This window comes from Fibrella aestuarina BUZ 2 (assembly GCF_000331105.1).
GTDB lineage: Bacteria > Bacteroidota > Bacteroidia > Cytophagales > Spirosomataceae > Fibrella > Fibrella aestuarina.
The window spans coordinates 6,722,382-6,739,101 of sequence record NC_020054.1 but is presented as its reverse complement, the minus strand read 5'-3'; the positions used below and the strand labels follow the sequence as shown (position 1 = coordinate 6,739,101).

The 16,720-nt window shown below is 55.3% G+C and carries 15 protein-coding genes; 13 read left to right on the top strand and 2 right to left on the bottom strand.

From position 1 onward, the window contains the following. Window positions 1–44: 44 nt before the first annotated feature. The 4 genes from FAES_RS27950 to FAES_RS30865 all read left to right on the top strand — a co-directional run bounded on the left by FAES_RS27950 (window position 45) and on the right by FAES_RS30865 (window position 3,732). Entirely contained in the window at window positions 45–2,429 is a 2,385-nt protein-coding gene (locus FAES_RS27950) for a TonB-dependent receptor (RefSeq protein WP_041258457.1), read from the top strand. 130 nt (window positions 2,430–2,559) lie between these two features. Further along, on the top strand, window positions 2,560–2,982 hold the full coding sequence (gene ybeY / locus FAES_RS27945) for an rRNA maturation RNase YbeY (RefSeq protein ID WP_041258456.1): 423 nt from the start codon (window positions 2,560–2,562) through the stop codon (window positions 2,980–2,982). Between the two features lie 139 nt (window positions 2,983–3,121). Beyond that, a complete protein-coding gene (locus tag FAES_RS27940) occupies window positions 3,122–3,340 on the top strand; it encodes a hypothetical protein (protein ID WP_041259590.1) in 219 nt (72 codons plus the stop codon). Continuing rightward, the gene (locus FAES_RS30865; protein WP_041258455.1) at window positions 3,340–3,732 is read left to right on the top strand and encodes a type II toxin-antitoxin system VapC family toxin; all 393 of its coding nucleotides are present in this window, start codon (window positions 3,340–3,342) and stop codon (window positions 3,730–3,732) included. Before FAES_RS27940 ends, FAES_RS30865 begins: the two co-directional genes overlap by 1 nt. Before the next feature lie 31 nt (window positions 3,733–3,763). Here FAES_RS30865 and FAES_RS27930 read toward each other — a convergent pair whose 3' ends face one another. Together FAES_RS27930 and FAES_RS27925 are read right to left on the bottom strand one after the other, a co-directional pair. Further along, on the bottom strand, window positions 3,764–6,064 hold the full coding sequence (locus FAES_RS27930; protein ID WP_015334567.1) for an ATP-dependent helicase: 2,301 nt from the start codon (window positions 6,062–6,064) through the stop codon (window positions 3,764–3,766). 153 nt (window positions 6,065–6,217) lie between these two features. Further along, window positions 6,218–7,015, bottom strand: a complete 798-nt coding sequence (locus FAES_RS27925; RefSeq protein ID WP_015334566.1) for a hypothetical protein — start codon at window positions 7,013–7,015, stop codon at window positions 6,218–6,220. Window positions 7,016–7,219: 204 nt separating this feature from the next. Here FAES_RS27925 and rfbF point away from each other — a divergent pair, with 204 nt between their 5' ends. The 9 genes from rfbF to FAES_RS27880 all read left to right on the top strand — a co-directional run bounded on the left by rfbF (window position 7,220) and on the right by FAES_RS27880 (window position 16,715). Beyond that, window positions 7,220–7,996 (top strand): glucose-1-phosphate cytidylyltransferase, encoded by a 777-nt coding sequence (gene rfbF / locus FAES_RS27920; protein ID WP_015334565.1) that lies wholly within the window; start codon window positions 7,220–7,222, stop codon window positions 7,994–7,996. A gap of 96 nt (window positions 7,997–8,092) precedes the next feature. After that, the gene (rfbG, locus tag FAES_RS27915) at window positions 8,093–9,181 is read left to right on the top strand and encodes a CDP-glucose 4,6-dehydratase (protein WP_015334564.1); all 1,089 of its coding nucleotides are present in this window, start codon (window positions 8,093–8,095) and stop codon (window positions 9,179–9,181) included. Further along, window positions 9,178–9,705 (top strand): dTDP-4-dehydrorhamnose 3,5-epimerase, encoded by a 528-nt coding sequence (gene rfbC / locus FAES_RS27910; RefSeq protein WP_015334563.1) that lies wholly within the window; start codon window positions 9,178–9,180, stop codon window positions 9,703–9,705. The genes rfbG and rfbC overlap by 4 nt, the downstream gene beginning before the upstream one ends. Window positions 9,706–9,715: 10 nt before the next feature. Next, the gene (locus FAES_RS27905) at window positions 9,716–11,038 is read left to right on the top strand and encodes a class I SAM-dependent methyltransferase (RefSeq protein ID WP_015334562.1); all 1,323 of its coding nucleotides are present in this window, start codon (window positions 9,716–9,718) and stop codon (window positions 11,036–11,038) included. An 84-nt stretch (window positions 11,039–11,122) separates the two neighbouring features. Further along, the gene (locus tag FAES_RS27900; RefSeq protein ID WP_015334561.1) at window positions 11,123–12,010 is read left to right on the top strand and encodes an NAD-dependent epimerase/dehydratase family protein; all 888 of its coding nucleotides are present in this window, start codon (window positions 11,123–11,125) and stop codon (window positions 12,008–12,010) included. Window positions 12,011–12,931: 921 nt separating this feature from the next. Then, window positions 12,932–13,699, top strand: coding sequence for a hypothetical protein (locus FAES_RS30250; RefSeq protein ID WP_148289462.1), 768 nt, complete (start codon window positions 12,932–12,934; stop codon window positions 13,697–13,699). A gap of 9 nt (window positions 13,700–13,708) precedes the next feature. Further along, window positions 13,709–14,449 carry a cephalosporin hydroxylase family protein gene (locus FAES_RS27890; RefSeq protein ID WP_015334559.1) on the top strand — a complete coding sequence of 247 codons (741 nt, stop codon included), beginning with the start codon at window positions 13,709–13,711 and terminating at the stop codon, window positions 14,447–14,449. Between the two features lie 58 nt (window positions 14,450–14,507). Further along, window positions 14,508–15,533, top strand: coding sequence for a glycosyltransferase family 2 protein (locus FAES_RS29385; protein WP_015334558.1), 1,026 nt, complete (start codon window positions 14,508–14,510; stop codon window positions 15,531–15,533). 3 nt (window positions 15,534–15,536) lie between these two features. Further along, window positions 15,537–16,715 carry a glycosyltransferase family 4 protein gene (locus FAES_RS27880; protein WP_015334557.1) on the top strand — a complete coding sequence of 393 codons (1,179 nt, stop codon included), beginning with the start codon at window positions 15,537–15,539 and terminating at the stop codon, window positions 16,713–16,715. The last annotated feature ends 5 nt before the right edge of the window (window positions 16,716–16,720 follow it).

Below are 16,720 nucleotides of genomic sequence, written 5' to 3'. Positions count from 1 at the left end.
TAGGTAACAGCCCCTTTACCTGTTCGTTGCTTTCGCGCACTGCGATGAAAACAACAACCTATCGACTGGCCTGCAGCTTTCTGCTGTGGCTACTCACGCTGACTGCCTGGGCGCAGCAATCAACAACCTTATCGGGTCAGGTACGTGACGCTGGCGGCGGTGCGCTGGTGGGCGCAGCCATCACGCTCGACGGCTCGCTGAAGGGAACCAACACCGATGCCAACGGTAATTTTCAGCTCACTAATCTACGGCCTGGTACATACCAGCTCCGTGCATCGCTGGTGGGGTACGCGCCTGTTGATCAGTCTGTTAATGTGCCAGCCAATGGCCCCGTCACCATTTCCCTACGCCAGAGCGAAACCGTCATGGACGAAGTAGTGGTGCTGGCTACGCGTGCCAACGAAAAAACGGCCGTCGCCTACACCGACGTAACCCGCCGAGAGCTGGCCAAGCTCAACCTGGGGCAGGATCTGCCCCTGCTGCTCAACTTCACGCCATCGGTGGTAACGACTTCCGATGCGGGTGCAGGCGTTGGCTACACGGGCATTCGCATCCGGGGTTCTGATGCCACGCGGGTGAACGTCACGCTCAACGGCATTCCCTACAACGACGCCGAATCGCAGGGGACGTTCTGGGTGAACATGCCCGATTTTGCGTCGTCGGTTAGCAGCGTACAGATTCAGCGGGGCGTGGGTACGTCGACCAACGGGGCCGGGGCCTTCGGGGCCAGCCTGAACGTGCAGACCAACGCGCTTCAGAAAGAGCCATACGCCGAAGTGAACCTGTCGGGTGGGTCGTTCAATACCCGGCGCGCTACGGTTTCGGCCGGATCGGGGTTGCTCAACAATCATTTCGTGGTGGATGCGCGGTTGTCCAAAGTGGCGTCTGACGGCTACATCGATCGGGCGTCGTCGGACCTGAAATCGTTTTACGTATCGGGTGGTTATTACGGGGCGAAGAACTACGTGCGGCTCAACGTGTTCTCCGGGATGGAAAAAACGTATCAGGCCTGGAATGGCGTGCCGGAGGCGCTGCTGGCCACTAACCGTACGTACAACAGCCTGACCTACGACAACGAAACCGATAACTACCAGCAGGATCAGTACCAGCTCATCACCTCGACTGAACTGAGTCGGCGGTGGCGGGCCAACGTGTCGGCGTTTTACACCAAAGGGCGGGGCTATTATGAGCAATACCGGGAAAACGACCAGCTTAGCCGGTATGGGTTACCCAACGTGGTTATCGGTGATTCAACCATTCGCCGCACCGACCTGATCCGGCGGCGCTGGCTCGACAACGATTTCTATGGCACCGTTTTCTCGTTCGACTACACCGGCAGCGGACGGCTGACCGCTAACATCGGTGGCGGCTGGAACCGCTATCAGGGCAAGCACTTTGGCGAGGTAATCTGGGCGCGGTTTGCGTCGACGAGCAACATCCGCCAGCGCTATTACGAAGACGACGCGACGAAAACCGACGCCAACCTTTACGCCAAAGCCTACTACCAGTTCACGCCCAAACTGAACGCCTACGTGGATCTTCAGGTACGTACCGTTGACTACTCGTTTCTGGGTTTTGACAACCAGCAGCGGAACGTCACGCAGCAGGCGGCGCTCACGTTCTTTAACCCCAAAGCCGGCCTGACATATACGGTTAGCGATCAGCTAACGGCCTACGCTTCTTTTGGTGTGGGTAACAAAGAGCCCAACCGCGATGACTACACGCAGTCGACGCCGGGGAGCCGCCCATTGGCCGAGACGCTGTACGACTACGAGGCCGGTATCAAGATCCGCAGTGACCGCTACGCCCTGAACGTCAACGGTTATTACATGGACTACCGGAATCAGCTTGTGCTGAATGGGCAGATCAACGATGTGGGGGCGTACAACCGCATCAACGTACCCAGCAGCTATCGGGCGGGCATTGAACTCGATGGCACGCTGGTACTGACGAAGGCGTTGCGCTGGAATGCCAACGCGACCATCAGCCAGAACAAGGTGCGCAACGCCACGTTCTACCTCGACAATTTCGATACAGGTAACCAGGACCTTCAGCGACTGGGTACGACCGACATCGCGTTCTCACCCAACGTGATTGCCGGTTCGCAACTGCTGCTGACGCCCGCCAAAGGGCTGGAGGTGGGCTTGCTGAGCAAATACGTGGGTCAGCAGTTTCTGGACAACACCAGCAGCGACGCCCGCAAACTGAACGCTTATTTCGTAAACGACCTGCGGCTGATTTATACCATCAAGCCCCGGTTTGTGCAGGAAATGGCGTTTACGGTGCTGCTCAACAACGCCTTCAACGAACTGTACGAGTCGAACGGCTATACCTACGCCTATGTCAGCGAAGGCCGCGTCGCCTCCGACAATTACTACTTCCCCCAAGCCACCCGGAACGTGCTGATCGGTGTGCGGGTGAAACTTTAAGGGAGTGTATGATGTACGATGAACAATGCGGTCCGCCGCCGCCGCGGTACAACTGGCTAGTGTGCTGCGTCAGCAACCATTGTACCGCGGCGGCGGACCGCATTGTTCATCGTACATTATACATGCTCCAATGATTCGCTTTTTCACTGAAGACGTTGATTTCAAGCTGCCGCAGAAGCTGGCGGTGAAACGCTGGCTAACGGCTCAAACCAAGGCTGAGGGGCATGAATTGGGCGATCTGAATTACATTTTTGCCTCGGATGAATACGTCCTGCAAGTCAACCGCGACTATTTGCAGCACGACTATTACACCGACATTATCACTTTCGACAATCGCGAATTTGCCGACGATCCCATCGAAGGTGATATCTACATCAGCGTCGACCGTGTAGCCGACAACGCTACCCAGCTAGGTACGTCGGCCGAGCAGGAGATGCGCCGCGTCTTAGCCCACGGCCTGCTTCATCTTTGTGGTTACGGCGACAAAACCGATGAAGACGCTGCCACTATGCGCGCCAAAGAAGACGAGTGGCTGGGTACGTTCGGGGGGTAAACCTATCCAGTTTCTGAAACTTTAAAGGCCTGACGGCACGCTGCTATTGGTGACGAGTGGTTTAACCGTACTAAGGCCAGACTTGGCTATATTTGGTTACGAGGTAAATAATTCCGTTTTACTAGCAAAGAAGAACAGTATGCTCACAACACTTTCGGGTACTTACCGAGATGGGACGATCTTTCTGGATGAAGCTCCGCAGATTGATCACGAAGTGCCGGTGCTGGTCACCTTTTTGCAGGAAACGACCCAGCTGCCAACTGAGCGAAAAGGGGTACGTTTAGGAAGTTGGGAAGGAAAGTACAAGGTTCCTGATGATTTTAATGACCCGATCGACGATTTAGCTGACTACATGTAATGGCGTGCCTGATTGATACGCAAATTTTGATATGGTCTTTGGTCAGTCCCTCTAAACTGTCAGGGGCGGCGCTTCGCCTGCTACAAAGCGACACTGTGTACGTCAGTGAAATTAGCTTGTTCGAGATAGCCATTAAGCAGAAAATCGACAAGTTACCTGATCTTCCTGTCGCGATTCGTGACATAGCTGAACGGATGCAGAACGACGGATTTATACTGTTACCGTTAACTATTCAACATATTGACCAATACAGTGCTATACCACTCTTACCCCAACATCGCGATCCATTTGACCGAATACTAATAGCTGTTGCGCTTAATGAGCAGTTACCGTTCATTAGTGCTGATGCAAACGTCAGGCACTATACTGATCTAGTCAATGTCATCTGGTAATGGCACTAATTACAAGGCCAACGTACCTACACTATACAATTCGCAGCTTGGCGAAACTGAGCAGGAGCGTCTTCTCACCAGCTACGTCGAACTGAATGACGGCTTTGCGTTCGGTGCCGTTGGTATCCATGGATTTAACGGTGCCGAAACCGAATTTGGCGTGCTCGACCCGCTGCCCGGCGGCTAGCTCTGCGGTGTTGCTGGGGGCAAAATCGGCCGAGGGGGTATGCGTGACGGTTGGCTGGGGTACCTGCCGCTGTGCCGTTTTCTGCGCCAGCGTCCGCACGAAATTCATCGAACCGGCAGAGGGCATTTCGTCGCGGTTGCGGCTGGCGTAATTGTCGTCGCCGTTGAAGCGCGGTTTGGGCGGCGTCGGCGTTTTTGCCATGCTCAGGTACGTCTGATCGACTTCCATCAGGAACCGGCTGGGTTCGCAGAGTTTCAGGCGGCCATAGTGGTAGCGCGACTCGGCAAAGGAGAACGTCAGCTTCTTTTCGGCGCGGGTGATGGCCACGTAGAACAGTCGACGTTCCTCCTCCAGATCGGCGCGGCTTTCGAGCATCATCTGGCTCGGAAACAGGTCTTCTTCCAGCCCCACGATGTGTACGTTTTTGAACTCCAGCCCTTTGGCGGCGTGGATGGTCATCAGCGTTACCTTGTCGTTGTCGCCGTCATCTTCTTTTTCGTCGGCGGTAGTCAGCAGCGACACCGTTTGCAGGAACGAACTGAGGCTTTTGTCTTCCGTTTCGGGGTTGTCGACAAACTCCTTAATGGCGTTCAGCAATTCCTGCACGTTTTCGTAGCGGGCCAGCCCTTCCACGGTTTTGTCTTCGTACAGTTCTTTCAGGATGCCCGACGACTTCGCCACGTGGGCCGCTACCTCGTAAGCATCTTTCTTGTCGAGCATCAGGCCGAAGCTCTTGATCAATTCGGCAAAGCCTTCAATGGCCATCATGGCTCGCCCGGCAACGTAGAGCGAAATGTTACTGACGATCTCCCAGATGGGTACGTTCTTTTCGCTGGCCAACACCGCAATCTTGGCCAGGGTGGTATCGCCAATGCCGCGTTTGGGTAGGTTAATAATCCGCTTAAACGCTTCTTCGTCGGCCTGATTGACCGTAAAACGCAAATAGGCGATCAGATCCTTGATCTCTTTGCGCTGGTAGAACGAAAGACCCCCGATGATCCGGTACTTGATGCTCAGTTTCCGCAGGGCTTCCTCGAAGGCCCGCGACTGGGCGTTGGTGCGGTACAGAATGGCGAAGTCGTTGTTGCGCAGGCCTTGTTGCACCTTCGCTTCAAAAATGCCGTTGGCCACCAGCCGCCCCTCTTCATTGTCCGAGGCCGCTTTGATCACCTCAATCAGCGGGCCGGTTTCGTTGTCGGTGAAAACGCGTTTCTCCAGTTGATTCCGGTTGCGGGCAATCACTGAATTGGCCGCCTGCACGATGGTGTTGGTGCTGCGGTAGTTCTGCTCCAGCTTGACGATCTTGACGGTGTCTTTGCCGTAATCTTTCTGGAAATTCAGGATGTTTTCGATGTTGGCGCCCCGGAACGCGTAGATACTCTGGGCATCGTCGCCCACCACGCAGATGTTCTGATGCACCGCCGCCAGCTTGCGCGTGATGAGGTACTGCGACACGTTGGTATCCTGAAACTCATCGACCAGCACGTGCTGAAACTTGTGCTGATACTTATGTAGGATGTCGAGGTGATCGCGGAACAACACATTCGTGTTGAACAGCAGATCGTCGAAATCCATGGCGTTAGCCGCAAAGCACCGCCGGGCGTATTCCTTATAAATCCGACCAACCTCCGGCATCTTGGCCGAGGAATCATCGGCCTGAATAATCGGGTTGAGCAGATATTCTTCGGCGCCGACCAGCCGGTTTTTTGCGCCTGAAATCCGGTTGAAAACGGCGTTGGCGCGGTACTGTTTATCGTCGAGGCCCATCTCGCGGATGATGCTCCGCAGCAGCGACTTCGAATCGTCGGTATCGTAGATGGAGAAGTTACTGGTATAACCCAGGGCCTGCGCTTCGATGCGCAGAATCTTGGCAAACACCGAGTGGAACGTACCCATCCAGATGTTGCGGGCCTCGTTGCCAATTACCTTCTCGATGCGGTGACGCATCTCGCCGGCGGCCTTGTTGGTGAAGGTAAGCGCCAGAATCCGAAAGGGGTCAACCCCCTTGTCGATAAGGTGCGCAATGCGATACGTCAGAACGCGCGTTTTGCCCGAACCCGCCCCCGCGATAATCATCAGCGGCCCGTTGCCGTGGACCACCGCTTCACGCTGCGGATCGTTCAACCCAGCTATATAATCGATCATTGTGTGCTATCTATAGACGGTAGATGCTGGACAGTAGAGCTTCGATCACTGCTCGTACAGTGGTCATGGTCTACCATCCAGCATCGTTAAAATAACACTCAAAAATACGAAATAATTGCCCCAGAAGTTGGCTGTCGAAATGGGGTAAGATGGTTAGTATGCCTCGTAGGTAAATTCTTCGGAAGCCCCGTCGTTGTAATCGATTTTCGTAACGAGTCCATCGCTATTATAGGTTAGCGTCGCATCGGTCGTGATGTTATTCTGGTTATACACCTTCACGCCAAGATCTGTAAAGCGCTGGCTAGGCCTGAAAGGACTAATCGGTACGGGCAGTCCAAACCCCTGATCCAGGCTGAAATACAAATTCAGACCAAACAAGCCTTTGTAAGGATTTGGCGTGTTGTCATACGTATAGGTCTTGTCGCCAACCTGGATGGCATTACCCCCGCTAAACGTATAAATCTGCTCCAGTGAAGAGTTCGGATCCAGGTACGTAGTAATCAGCTTACTGGGAACTGTAGCACTGGTTGATGCGTAATTGAGGTCGTACGTACTCTGTAACCGAGGCGTTATTGGCTCGGTTGACCGACCCGGATATCTGGTACGGGTAACCTGCGTCAGCTGACTTTGCTGATTATAGGTATACGCATTGAAGTAATTGCCATTCTGACCTCGGTCTAGAAAAAAGATCGAAGCTACCCGATTCTGGTTGTCGTATCCGACAGTCCAATTCGTGGCATTACTTCCGTAGTCATAGCTTGCTATCCGACCATTACTATCGTAAGTAAGGGTAAAAGTCTGTGGCGTGTAATTTGGTGGAGGGCCTACTGAGTATTTGACTGTTTTTAACCGATACCGCAGTGGTTGAGGCTCGCGGTGATCAGAGCAGGTAAAGGCGGCACAAAGGGGAAGCAGCAGCAGGAGCCAAGCGCGGAGTGAGTAGGCTTTCATAAACGTTTGATGGTTTTTGACCGCTTGATCAGCTACGACTGGATAAGGTAAGTAATCAATTTGGTTACATTTCTGAACGGGTAATATATGCTGTATTAGTCATATCAACGGCTGGCATGAAAATTGGGACGGTGCTTTCTGACCTGCGCGAAGTTGCCTTAACTTGCCGGGCCTAACCCATCGCGTAGATAGCCACGCATATTCATGAAAGTAGTGATTCTGGCCGGCGGCCTCGGCACGCGCCTGAGCGAAGAGACGGTCGTTAAGCCCAAACCGATGGTCGAGATTGGTGGGATGCCTATCCTGTGGCACATCATGAAAATCTATTCGGCCCATGGCTTCAATGAGTTCATCGTTTGCCTCGGCTATAAGGGCTACATCATCAAAGAGTTCTTCGCCAACTACTTCCTCCATCAGTCCGACGTCACCATCGACCTGTCGACCAACCGGATCGATATTCACGACTCGCATGCCGAGCCCTGGAAAGTGACACTCGTCGATACAGGCCTGACGAGCATGACGGGCGGGCGTCTGCGCCGGGTACGTCACCACATCGGCAACGAGTCGTTTATGATGACCTATGGCGATGGCGTGGGTGATGTCGACATCACCGAACTGGTCAACTTTCATCAGCAGCACGGCAAAAAATGCACGCTGACGGCGGTGCAGCCGTCGGCCCGTTTCGGCGCGCTCGACGTGCTGGATAGCAACGGGGTTCGTTCCTTTCTAGAAAAACCTAAGGGCGATGGCGCCTGGATCAACGGGGGGTTCTTTGTCTGTGATCCGTCGGTGATCGACCTTATCGACGGCGACGATACGACCTGGGAGCGGTACCCGATGGAGACGCTCGCGGCGCAGGGTGAATTGATGGCCTTCCGCCACCATGGTTTCTGGAAACCGATGGACACCCTCCGCGACAAAACCGAACTCGAAACCGCCTGGGCCACCGGCCAAGCCGACTGGAAGGTGTGGGATAATTAGCCTGGTGTTTACTGTATGACGTTATCTGTACAAGGAACGCCCATGCTGAGCGCGAAGCAACAGCAGCGGTAGACGCCAACCATCAAGCTGACAACGATGTTCAACGACATTTATCGACATAAAACGATTTTTCTGACGGGGCATACGGGCTTCAAAGGCTCGTGGCTAGCCTACTGGCTGCGGCAGTTAGGCGCCACGGTGGTCGGCTATTCGTTACCCGCCCCAACCACGCCCAGCCATTATGCGCTGCTGGACCTCGACGTAGCCGAAACGCTGGCCGACATCAACGACGTACCCAGCCTGATAGGGGCCATGCAGGCGGCAAAGCCCAACCTGGTCATTCACATGGCGGCGCAGGCATTGGTGCGCGAATCATACCGGACACCGCTCGATACGCTCGAGACCAACGTGCTGGGCACGGCGCGGGTGCTGGAAGCCGTTCGGCAGACGCCGTCGGTGCGGGCCGTGCTGGTGGTGACCAGTGATAAGTGCTACGAAAACCCCGAAGATGGCCAACCCCTGCGCGAGACCGACCCGATGGGCGGCTTCGACCCTTACAGTGTATCGAAAGGAGCGGCGGAACTCATTACGGCCAGTTACCGAAATTCCTTTTTCAACCCGGCGCAGTATGGCCAAACACATCAGGTGCTGGTGGCGAGTGGTCGGGCGGGCAACGTGATCGGTGGGGGCGACTGGGCCGTAGACCGGCTTGTTCCTGACCTCATCCGTAGCGTGCAGAACCACGTACCTGTACCCATCCGAAACCCGCTGGCGGTGCGGCCCTGGCAACACGTGCTCGAACCGCTGTCGGGCTACCTGCGGCTAAGCCAACACCTGCTGGAAGGCGACGTTACGGCGGCTGAAGGCTGGAATTTTGGGCCTGATGCCGCTGATGTGTTACCCGTTCGGGCGGTGGTACGGGAAGCCCGGTCGGTGTGGCCGCTCATTCAGGTGCAAGAAGAGCCATCGGCCGAAAACCCGCACGAAGCGCACCTGCTGAGCCTCGACGCCACCAAAGCGCGTCAGCGGTTGGGCTGGCAACCCGTTTGGGATACATCCACGGCCATCCGGCGCTCGGTGCTCTGGTACCGCGATCAGTACGAAAACCGGAGCGTTAATACCGCCGCCGATCTGGCCGCTTACGTCGACGGGGCGCGTGCCACTAACCTTCCCTGGGCCTTATGACGTTTGCCGAAACTCCTATCAACGGCGCATTTTTGATTACGCCCGCCCCCCGTGGCGATCACCGGGGCTGGTTTATGCGCACCTTCGATCGGGACGCGTTTCTGGCGCGTGGGTTGTGCGCCGACTGGGTGCAGATGAACCAGTCGATGACGGCCAAACCAGGCAGCATCCGGGGGCTGCATTACCAGCACGCGCCCGCCGCCGAAGTGAAGCTGGTGCGTTGCGTAGCTGGCCGTGTATTCGACGTGCTGGTCGATTTGCGGCCCGACTCGCCCACGCGTTGGCAGTGGTTTGGCACCGAGCTATCCGCCCAAAATCAGCAGATGCTGTATATTCCCGAAGGCTGTGCGCACGGTTTCCAGACGCTCGAACCTAACTGCGAACTGGTCTACTGCCACAGCGCGGCTTACGCGCCCGAACACGAAGCCGGTATCCGCTACAACGACCCGAAACTAACCATCAACTGGCCCCTCCCCGTAACGGACATATCCGAGCGGGATCTGGGCTTCATTAATGTACAATGAATAAGGAACAATGCACAATGAGGAATTGCGCAAAGACAACGGATTCAACGACATTGTCCACTATACATCGTGCATTGTCCATTACTCGCTCATGAATTGCCGATTTTGCCACACGCCGCTGAGCCACGTCTTTATCGACCTGTTCAACTCGCCAGCTTCCAACTCGTTCCTGACCGCCGCGCAACTGAACGAACCCGAGACGTTTTACCCGTTGAAGGTCTTCACCTGCCCCACCTGCTACCTGGTGCAGGTCGATGAGTACAAGAAATCGGACGCCATTTTTGACAGCGATTACGTGTACTTTTCGTCGTTCTCGACCAGTTGGCTGGCCCATTCAAAGCGGTATGTCGACGCTATGACCGAGCGGTTCGGGCTGAACGCCAACTCGCAGGTGATCGAAGTGGCGTCGAACGACGGCTATCTGTTGCAGTATTTTGTCGAGAAAGGCGTTCCCGTGCTGGGCATCGAACCGACGGCCAATACGGCGGCGGCGGCAATCGCGAAAGGTATACCCTCGATCACGCGTTTTTTTGGCACCGAACTGGCCCGCGAACTGGCCGACCAACGTACCCGGCGTGATGACGCCCGAGCCGACCTGCTGCTGGGTAACAACGTACTTGCCCACGTACCTGATATCGTCGATTTTGTGGCGGGTATGGCGATTGCGCTGAAACCGACCGGCGTCATTACGATGGAGTTTCCGCACCTGCTGCAACTAGTCGAGAACAACCAGTTTGATACGATCTATCACGAGCACTTTTCGTACCTGTCGTTTACGACTGTCCGGCAGATTTTCGCGGCGCAGGGCCTGACGCTCTTCGACGTGGAGGAACTGCCCACGCACGGCGGCTCGCTGCGGATATACGCTCGCCACGACGCCGACGAAACCAAGCCTGTGCTGCCCAGTGTGGAAGCCATGCTGCAAAAAGAAGCCCATACGGGTCTGACCACGATGGCTTACTACGAAGGGTTTCAGCAGCGTGCCCTACAGGTCAAACTTGATCTGCTCAATTTTCTGATCGAACAAAAACGGGCCGGTAAACGGGTCGCAGCCTACGGCGCGGCCGCCAAAGGCAATACCCTCCTGAACTATTGCGGCGTCAAAAGCGACCTCATCGATTTTGTGGTGGACGCCAACCCTGCCAAGCAAGATAAATTCCTGCCTGCCAGCCACATTCCGGTGGTAGCCGAAGCGACCCTGAAAGAGCGGCAACCCGACTACGTGTTGATCCTACCCTGGAACCTGCGCGAAGAAATCACCAGGCAACTGGCCTACATCACCGAATGGGGCGGACAGTTTGTTGTGCCCATTCCGGAGGTAAAGGTGTTGTGAAAACGTTTACTGTCTTTTGTTGGCTGGCGTAAGCTTACTCCGGCGGTAGCCAACAGAGGACAGGAACTGTAAACGCTCAAATTCATGCATTTTCTCGTAACGGGCGCATCGGGGTTTGTGGGGCAGCACGTAGTGCGGGCTTTGCTGGCGCGTGGCCATCGCGTAACGGTTTCGGCCACTACCCTCGACCACTTCGCACGTTTTGAGTGGGCCAGTCAGGTTGCGGTGGTTCCTTATCGGCTGACGGCGCAGCCCGAGGAGCGCGACCTCTACGCCTACTTTGGCCAACCCGACGCAGTCATTCATCTGGCCTGGCAGGGACTGCCCAACTACAAAGCCTCGTTCCACCTCGACCAAAACCTGTTTCCGCAGTACCTGTTCCTCAAAAATCTAATTGTGCACGGCCTGCGCGACCTGACCGTAACCGGCACCTGTTTTGAGTACGGTATGCAGAGTGGCTGCTTATCGGAAGACGTACCGGCGCAGCCCGGCAATGCCTACGCGCTGGCTAAAGAGTCGTTGCGGACGTTCCTGGGTACGTTGCAAACCGAACAGCCATTCGTGCTGAAATGGGCGAGGTTGTTCTACATGTACGGGCCCGGCCAGAACCCCAATTCGATCCTGCCCCTGCTCGAACGAGCCGTAGCGGCGGGTGAGCCCGAGTTCAAAATGTCGGGTGGTGAGCAACTGCGCGATTACCTGCCTGTCGAGACGGTGGCAACGTACCTGAGCCTGATTGCCGAACAGACAGCGGTGACGGGTGTGATCAACTGCTGTAGCGGCCAGCCTATATCGGTGCGTCGCCTGGTCGAGGAGCACTTGGTCCGTTTAAAGGCTCAGATCGACCTGCATCTGGGCTACTATCCTTACCCTGATTACGAGCCAATGGCTTTTTGGGGCGACAACCGAAAGCTGAATACAATTGTAGCGGCAACAACCCATTCAGATTCTGCGCAGCGGCCTAACAGATAAGAAAGTAGAGTGATAAGGGCTTCAAGCAATGTGATTAGTATAGGATCAACCGATACATTTGTTTATAATTCAAGTAGTAGCTATCAACTTACCGTGACTATGCGTATTCGTTTATTGTTCGTATTAATGGCATTGCCCTGCGCCGTGCTTGCCCAAACAAAATATGTCAAGATCGGGCCAGCATCAGCTAAACCGGCTAGTGTTAGTTACCTGAGCGGCGCCAGGATTACTAAAAATGGTGAGTCAGGCCGCCACAACCAGATGGAGGGTGTCAATAGTGGTATATCGCTTACAACCGGCTCAAAAAACACATTTATTGGACAGGAAGCCGGTAAGATGACCTCATCCGGCTATGAAAACCTATTCATTGGTTTTAGGGCAGGCGTCGAGAATACGACTGGTTTTTATAACACCTTTCTAGGCTTGAATGCGGGCTCAAGTAATATCGAAGGCGATCGTAATACGTTTTTAGGGCACCAGGCCGGGTTTGCCAACACGACTGGTGTCTGCAATGTATTTGTTGGTGGTGGGGCCGGATTTGCCAATATAACTGGACACGAAAATTCGTTCATTGGTACGTGTTCAGGGCTATTAAACACAACCGGTTCGTGGAATTCGTTTATTGGCCACGGGGCAGGGCACAAGAATACATCTGGCAATGCAAACACCTTTGTGGGTACGTATGCAGGTCTGAATAGCCAACAGGGGTCTAATAATGCGTTTATAGGTTATCAGTCAGGTTATTATAATCAGTCAGGCAGCCAAAATGTGTTCGTTGGTCAAAATGCTGGTTTTCAAAATTTTAGTGGTAGTAAAAACGCCTTTGTAGGGCATCAGGCTGGCTATTCCAACTTTGCCAGTCAGTACGATACGTATGTGGGGTATCAGGCAGGGTTCAATGCTCGGGCCGACTCAAACACGATGGTTGGTTTCCGGGCCGGCTACGTGCTGACGACCGGAACCAGCAATACCTATTTCGGAGCCGGCTCGGGCAAAAACAACGTGACCGGAAGCCGAAATACGTTTGTGGGGCGTGATGCCGGGCCCGATGAAAACACCGACGATAACGTATACGTTGGTTACGCCACTGGCCAACACGACCGGGGTAGCCAGAACACGTTCCTGGGTACCGAGGCGGGCGTACTGGCCCAGGCTCCTCAGCCCCTGCACAATGCCACAGCCATCGGCGCTCACGCCCAGGTTGCTGTCAGCAATGCCGTGGTGCTGGGCAATCAGGCCAACGTGGGCATCGGCACCTCAGCCCCTACCGCCCGGCTGCATGTCAGCAGCGATCAGGCCGATGAGTCAGGCTTGCGGCTGGAAAAATTAACGGCCAGCAGCCCGGCCCGCACCACTACGGATCAATTTTTGACAGTAAACGAACGGGGTGAGGTCGTAAAGGGCCGGTATCGGATTCAGATCAGTCAGGTAGCAGAGTGGAGCGACAAGGTGTTTGCCCCGGGCTATCCCCTGATGCCGCTGGACGAAGTGGCTGCGTTTGTGAAAGCCAATCAGCATTTACCCCATGTACCTTCGGCGGAGCAGGTGGTGAAGCAAGGAGTGGATGCGGCCCAACTGAATGCCAAGCTGCTGGAGAAGATCGAAGAGCTGACATTGTACCTCATCGACCAGAAAAACCAGATTAACCAACTAAAACAGGAAGTCGCTGATTTGAAAGCGCGCCGATAACAACACCGTATGACTCCGACCCTCAACCCAATCGACGAGTTTAAGCAGGAACGCGCTGAGCGCATCGCCTCTTACGCACAGCCCAGCGATCTTCGTGAGGCGGCGGCCGCTTTCAACGTGGCCTCGAACCGGGATAAATATTCGTACAATTTTTCGTGGATGGGACGGCCCATCATTCAGTATCCGCAGGACATGATCGCCATGCAGGAGCTGATCTGGGCCATCAAACCCGACCTGATCATCGAAACGGGCATTGCGCATGGCGGGTCGCTGATCTACTACGCATCGCTGCTTGAACTGATCGGGAAAGGTGAGGTGCTGGGCATCGACATCGACATTCGGGACCACAACCGCCGCGAGATCGAGGTGCATCCGATGTTCAAGCGCATCGAAATGCTGCAAGGCTCCGCGATTGACGAAGCACTGGTAGCGGAAGTAGCCCGCCGCGCAGAAGGCAAAGAGACAATCATGGTTTGCCTCGACTCAAACCACACCCATGAGCACGTGCTGCGCGAACTGGAACTGTATGCCCCCTTTGTGACGGTCGGCTCCTACTGCGTGGTGTTCGATACCATCGTGGAAGACATGCCACGCGGTGCCTATGACCGCCCGTGGGACGTGGGCAATAACCCAAAAACAGCGGTTTGGGAGTACCTGAAAACAAACGACAACTTCGAAATCGACCACAGCATCGACAATAAGCTGCTGATTTCGGTAGCGCCGGAGGGGTATTTAAAGCGGGTGAAATAAACGCATTGTTCGAAGAACATGCAATCCTGCGTAGGCCTGCATAAACCAGTTTAATGCATTGATTTATCCGCCGTTGGTTAGTATCGTCATCCCGCTTTATAATCAGCAACTCGTTTATTTCCAGGAGGCGTTGCTAAGCGCACTGGCGCAGACCTATGCGCCGCTGGAAGTTATCGTGTCTGATAATCACTCGACCAACGAGGTACCTGCCTGGCTGGCTACGCAAACCGACCCACGACTGCGCGTTGTGAAGCCCGAGCGGTTTCTGCCAATGGTTGAGCATTTTCAATTTGCTGCTGATCAGGCGCAAGGCGACTGGATACTCTACCTGTGCTCCGATGACTATCTCTACCCGGATTGTGTGGAAACGCTGGTCGCGCAGTTACCGGCCAACGATCGTGTTGTCGTAGCCTATGGGGAGTTGGCTAGTGTCGATTTTCGGGATTTGGATCAGATCAAGTTCTTCTACAATCGGAAGCCAACGGGTATTCGTACCGCCGCCGAGTCGCTTAACGAACTAATTCGCCAACGGCCTTTCTTTGCCTGGATACCCGGCGGTATGATTCGCCGCGATGCCTATCGGTATTGTCGCGATGTACTGGATGGCCACATCACGTATGGTTTTGACGTAGCCCTGCTGCTCAAGGCTCATGAACTCGGTCAGATCGCGTATGTCAACAAACCTACGGGCAAGTTTCGTATCTGGACAGCCAAAGAGGGGAAATTGGGCGGCAATCGGCTGATCAAGAACATTATCGATGCGGGGCAGTGCATTCAACTGGTTACGGAATCGACGCTTCTGGCTGGGTACGTTGGTGACGACGCAATCGCCGAGTGGCGGCAATACCAGGCTCGTCGTTGGGAACTGGCTGCCCTGATTGATTACTTCACGGGCGGCTGCACGGCTAGCGAAGCCAAGGACGCGTTAGCCATCGTAACAAAGCAGATTGGGGCGCCATCGGCCTTTACCCGATTCGTTACTTTCTTACTGAGTAAACCACAGGCGGCGCTCACCAGACCACTCCTGAACAGCATGTATGGCGTATACTTGCGCCTGCAAAAAGTGGTTAAGCGCCCTTTCTGATTCATGACCAAACCACCCATTACCTTTCTGCATCCGCATTGTATGCTGGCTGGCGGTGCCACCACGGTGCTGCTGGAAGTGAGTAAACGGCTGGTGCAGGCCGGTTGGCCGGTCTATGTCGTGTCAGTCCAGTCAGATCCGACCATCACGGCCGACGCCCGGGCGTCGGGGGTACAGTTTGTCGATGTGGGCGGGCCCCTGTCGTCGTCGATCTGGTTCTGGGTGCTTTACCCACTCATGTACTGGCGTGTGCACCGGGCCGCCCGGCGTATCGGCTCGTCGGTGGTGGTGTCGGAGCCATTTCCGGCCAACTGGTGGGGCTGGTTTTATAAAAAACTGACGCCATCGGTGCAACTCGTCTACGTCTGCCACGAGCCAACGGCCTTTATCTTCGAACACGCCTGGATTGAGTCGATCAAGCCCGATTACATGCGGTGGGGGCTCAAACTGATGAACCCGCTATTCCGGCAGGTCGAGTTTGCCCTCATGCCCACGACTGATCGGGTAGTGGTCAACTCGCGCTACTCACAACGCACGGTCGAGCAGACCTTTCCCCAACTCGACCGGGGGCGCATCCGGCTGGTGTACTGCGGTATCGACCACGACACGTTTTACCCGCGCCCCAACGTGCCGCGCCAACGGCAGATGGTGATGGTGTGTACGCTGAATAAGTTTAAACGGGTCGATCAGGTGGTGCGGGCGCTGGCGCTGCTCCGGCAACAACCCGGTTGCAGCGACGTGCGGCTGGTGATTAAAGGCAAGGGCGTCGAAAAAGAGGCGCTGCTGCAACTCATCCAAGCGCTGAACCTGACCGACGCCGTCACGCTGATCGATGCGTTTTTCACGACCGGGCAACTGGCTAATCTGCTCTGTAGCAGCCAGGTATTTGTGCACGCCGCCCATAACGAGCCGTTTGGTTTATCGCCTATCGAGGCGATGGCCTGCGGTACCCCGGCAGTCGTTACGGGCACAGGTGGCACCGCCGAGACCGTGACCAACGAGGTGTCGGGGCTTTATTACGACTATGCGTCGGATGAGGCGCTGGCCCGGCAATTGGCGCGGCTATTTACCGATGAACCCCTCTGGAAACGCCTATCAGACGGCGCAATTCAACACGCCGCTCAGTTTAACTGGTCGCTCACGCACACCGTCTTCAGCGACGTACTGGCCGAGGTCTCCTGACAACC

Excerpts from the sequence above, each read along its gene's own strand:
- FAES_RS27925 (WP_015334566.1), bottom strand. The coding sequence starts at position 7,015 with ATGAAAGCCTACTCACTCCGCGCTTGGCTCCTGCTGCTGCTTCCCCTT.
- FAES_RS27930 (WP_015334567.1), bottom strand. The coding sequence starts at position 6,064 with ATGATCGATTATATAGCTGGGTTGAACGATCCGCAGCGTGAAGCGGTG.
- rfbF (WP_015334565.1), top strand. The coding sequence starts at position 7,220 with ATGAAAGTAGTGATTCTGGCCGGCGGCCTCGGCACGCGCCTGAGCGAA.
- ybeY (WP_041258456.1), top strand. The coding sequence starts at position 2,560 with ATGATTCGCTTTTTCACTGAAGACGTTGATTTCAAGCTGCCGCAGAAG.
- FAES_RS27890 (WP_015334559.1), top strand. The coding sequence starts at position 13,709 with ATGACTCCGACCCTCAACCCAATCGACGAGTTTAAGCAGGAACGCGCT.
- FAES_RS30250 (WP_148289462.1), top strand. The coding sequence starts at position 12,932 with ATGGTTGGTTTCCGGGCCGGCTACGTGCTGACGACCGGAACCAGCAAT.
- rfbC (WP_015334563.1), top strand. The coding sequence starts at position 9,178 with ATGACGTTTGCCGAAACTCCTATCAACGGCGCATTTTTGATTACGCCC.
- FAES_RS27940 (WP_041259590.1), top strand. The coding sequence starts at position 3,122 with ATGCTCACAACACTTTCGGGTACTTACCGAGATGGGACGATCTTTCTG.
- rfbG (WP_015334564.1), top strand. The coding sequence starts at position 8,093 with ATGTTCAACGACATTTATCGACATAAAACGATTTTTCTGACGGGGCAT.
- FAES_RS27880 (WP_015334557.1), top strand. The coding sequence starts at position 15,537 with ATGACCAAACCACCCATTACCTTTCTGCATCCGCATTGTATGCTGGCT.
- FAES_RS30865 (WP_041258455.1), top strand. The coding sequence starts at position 3,340 with ATGGCGTGCCTGATTGATACGCAAATTTTGATATGGTCTTTGGTCAGT.
- FAES_RS27950 (WP_041258457.1), top strand. The coding sequence starts at position 45 with ATGAAAACAACAACCTATCGACTGGCCTGCAGCTTTCTGCTGTGGCTA.
- FAES_RS27905 (WP_015334562.1), top strand. The coding sequence starts at position 9,716 with ATGCACAATGAGGAATTGCGCAAAGACAACGGATTCAACGACATTGTC.
- FAES_RS27900 (WP_015334561.1), top strand. The coding sequence starts at position 11,123 with ATGCATTTTCTCGTAACGGGCGCATCGGGGTTTGTGGGGCAGCACGTA.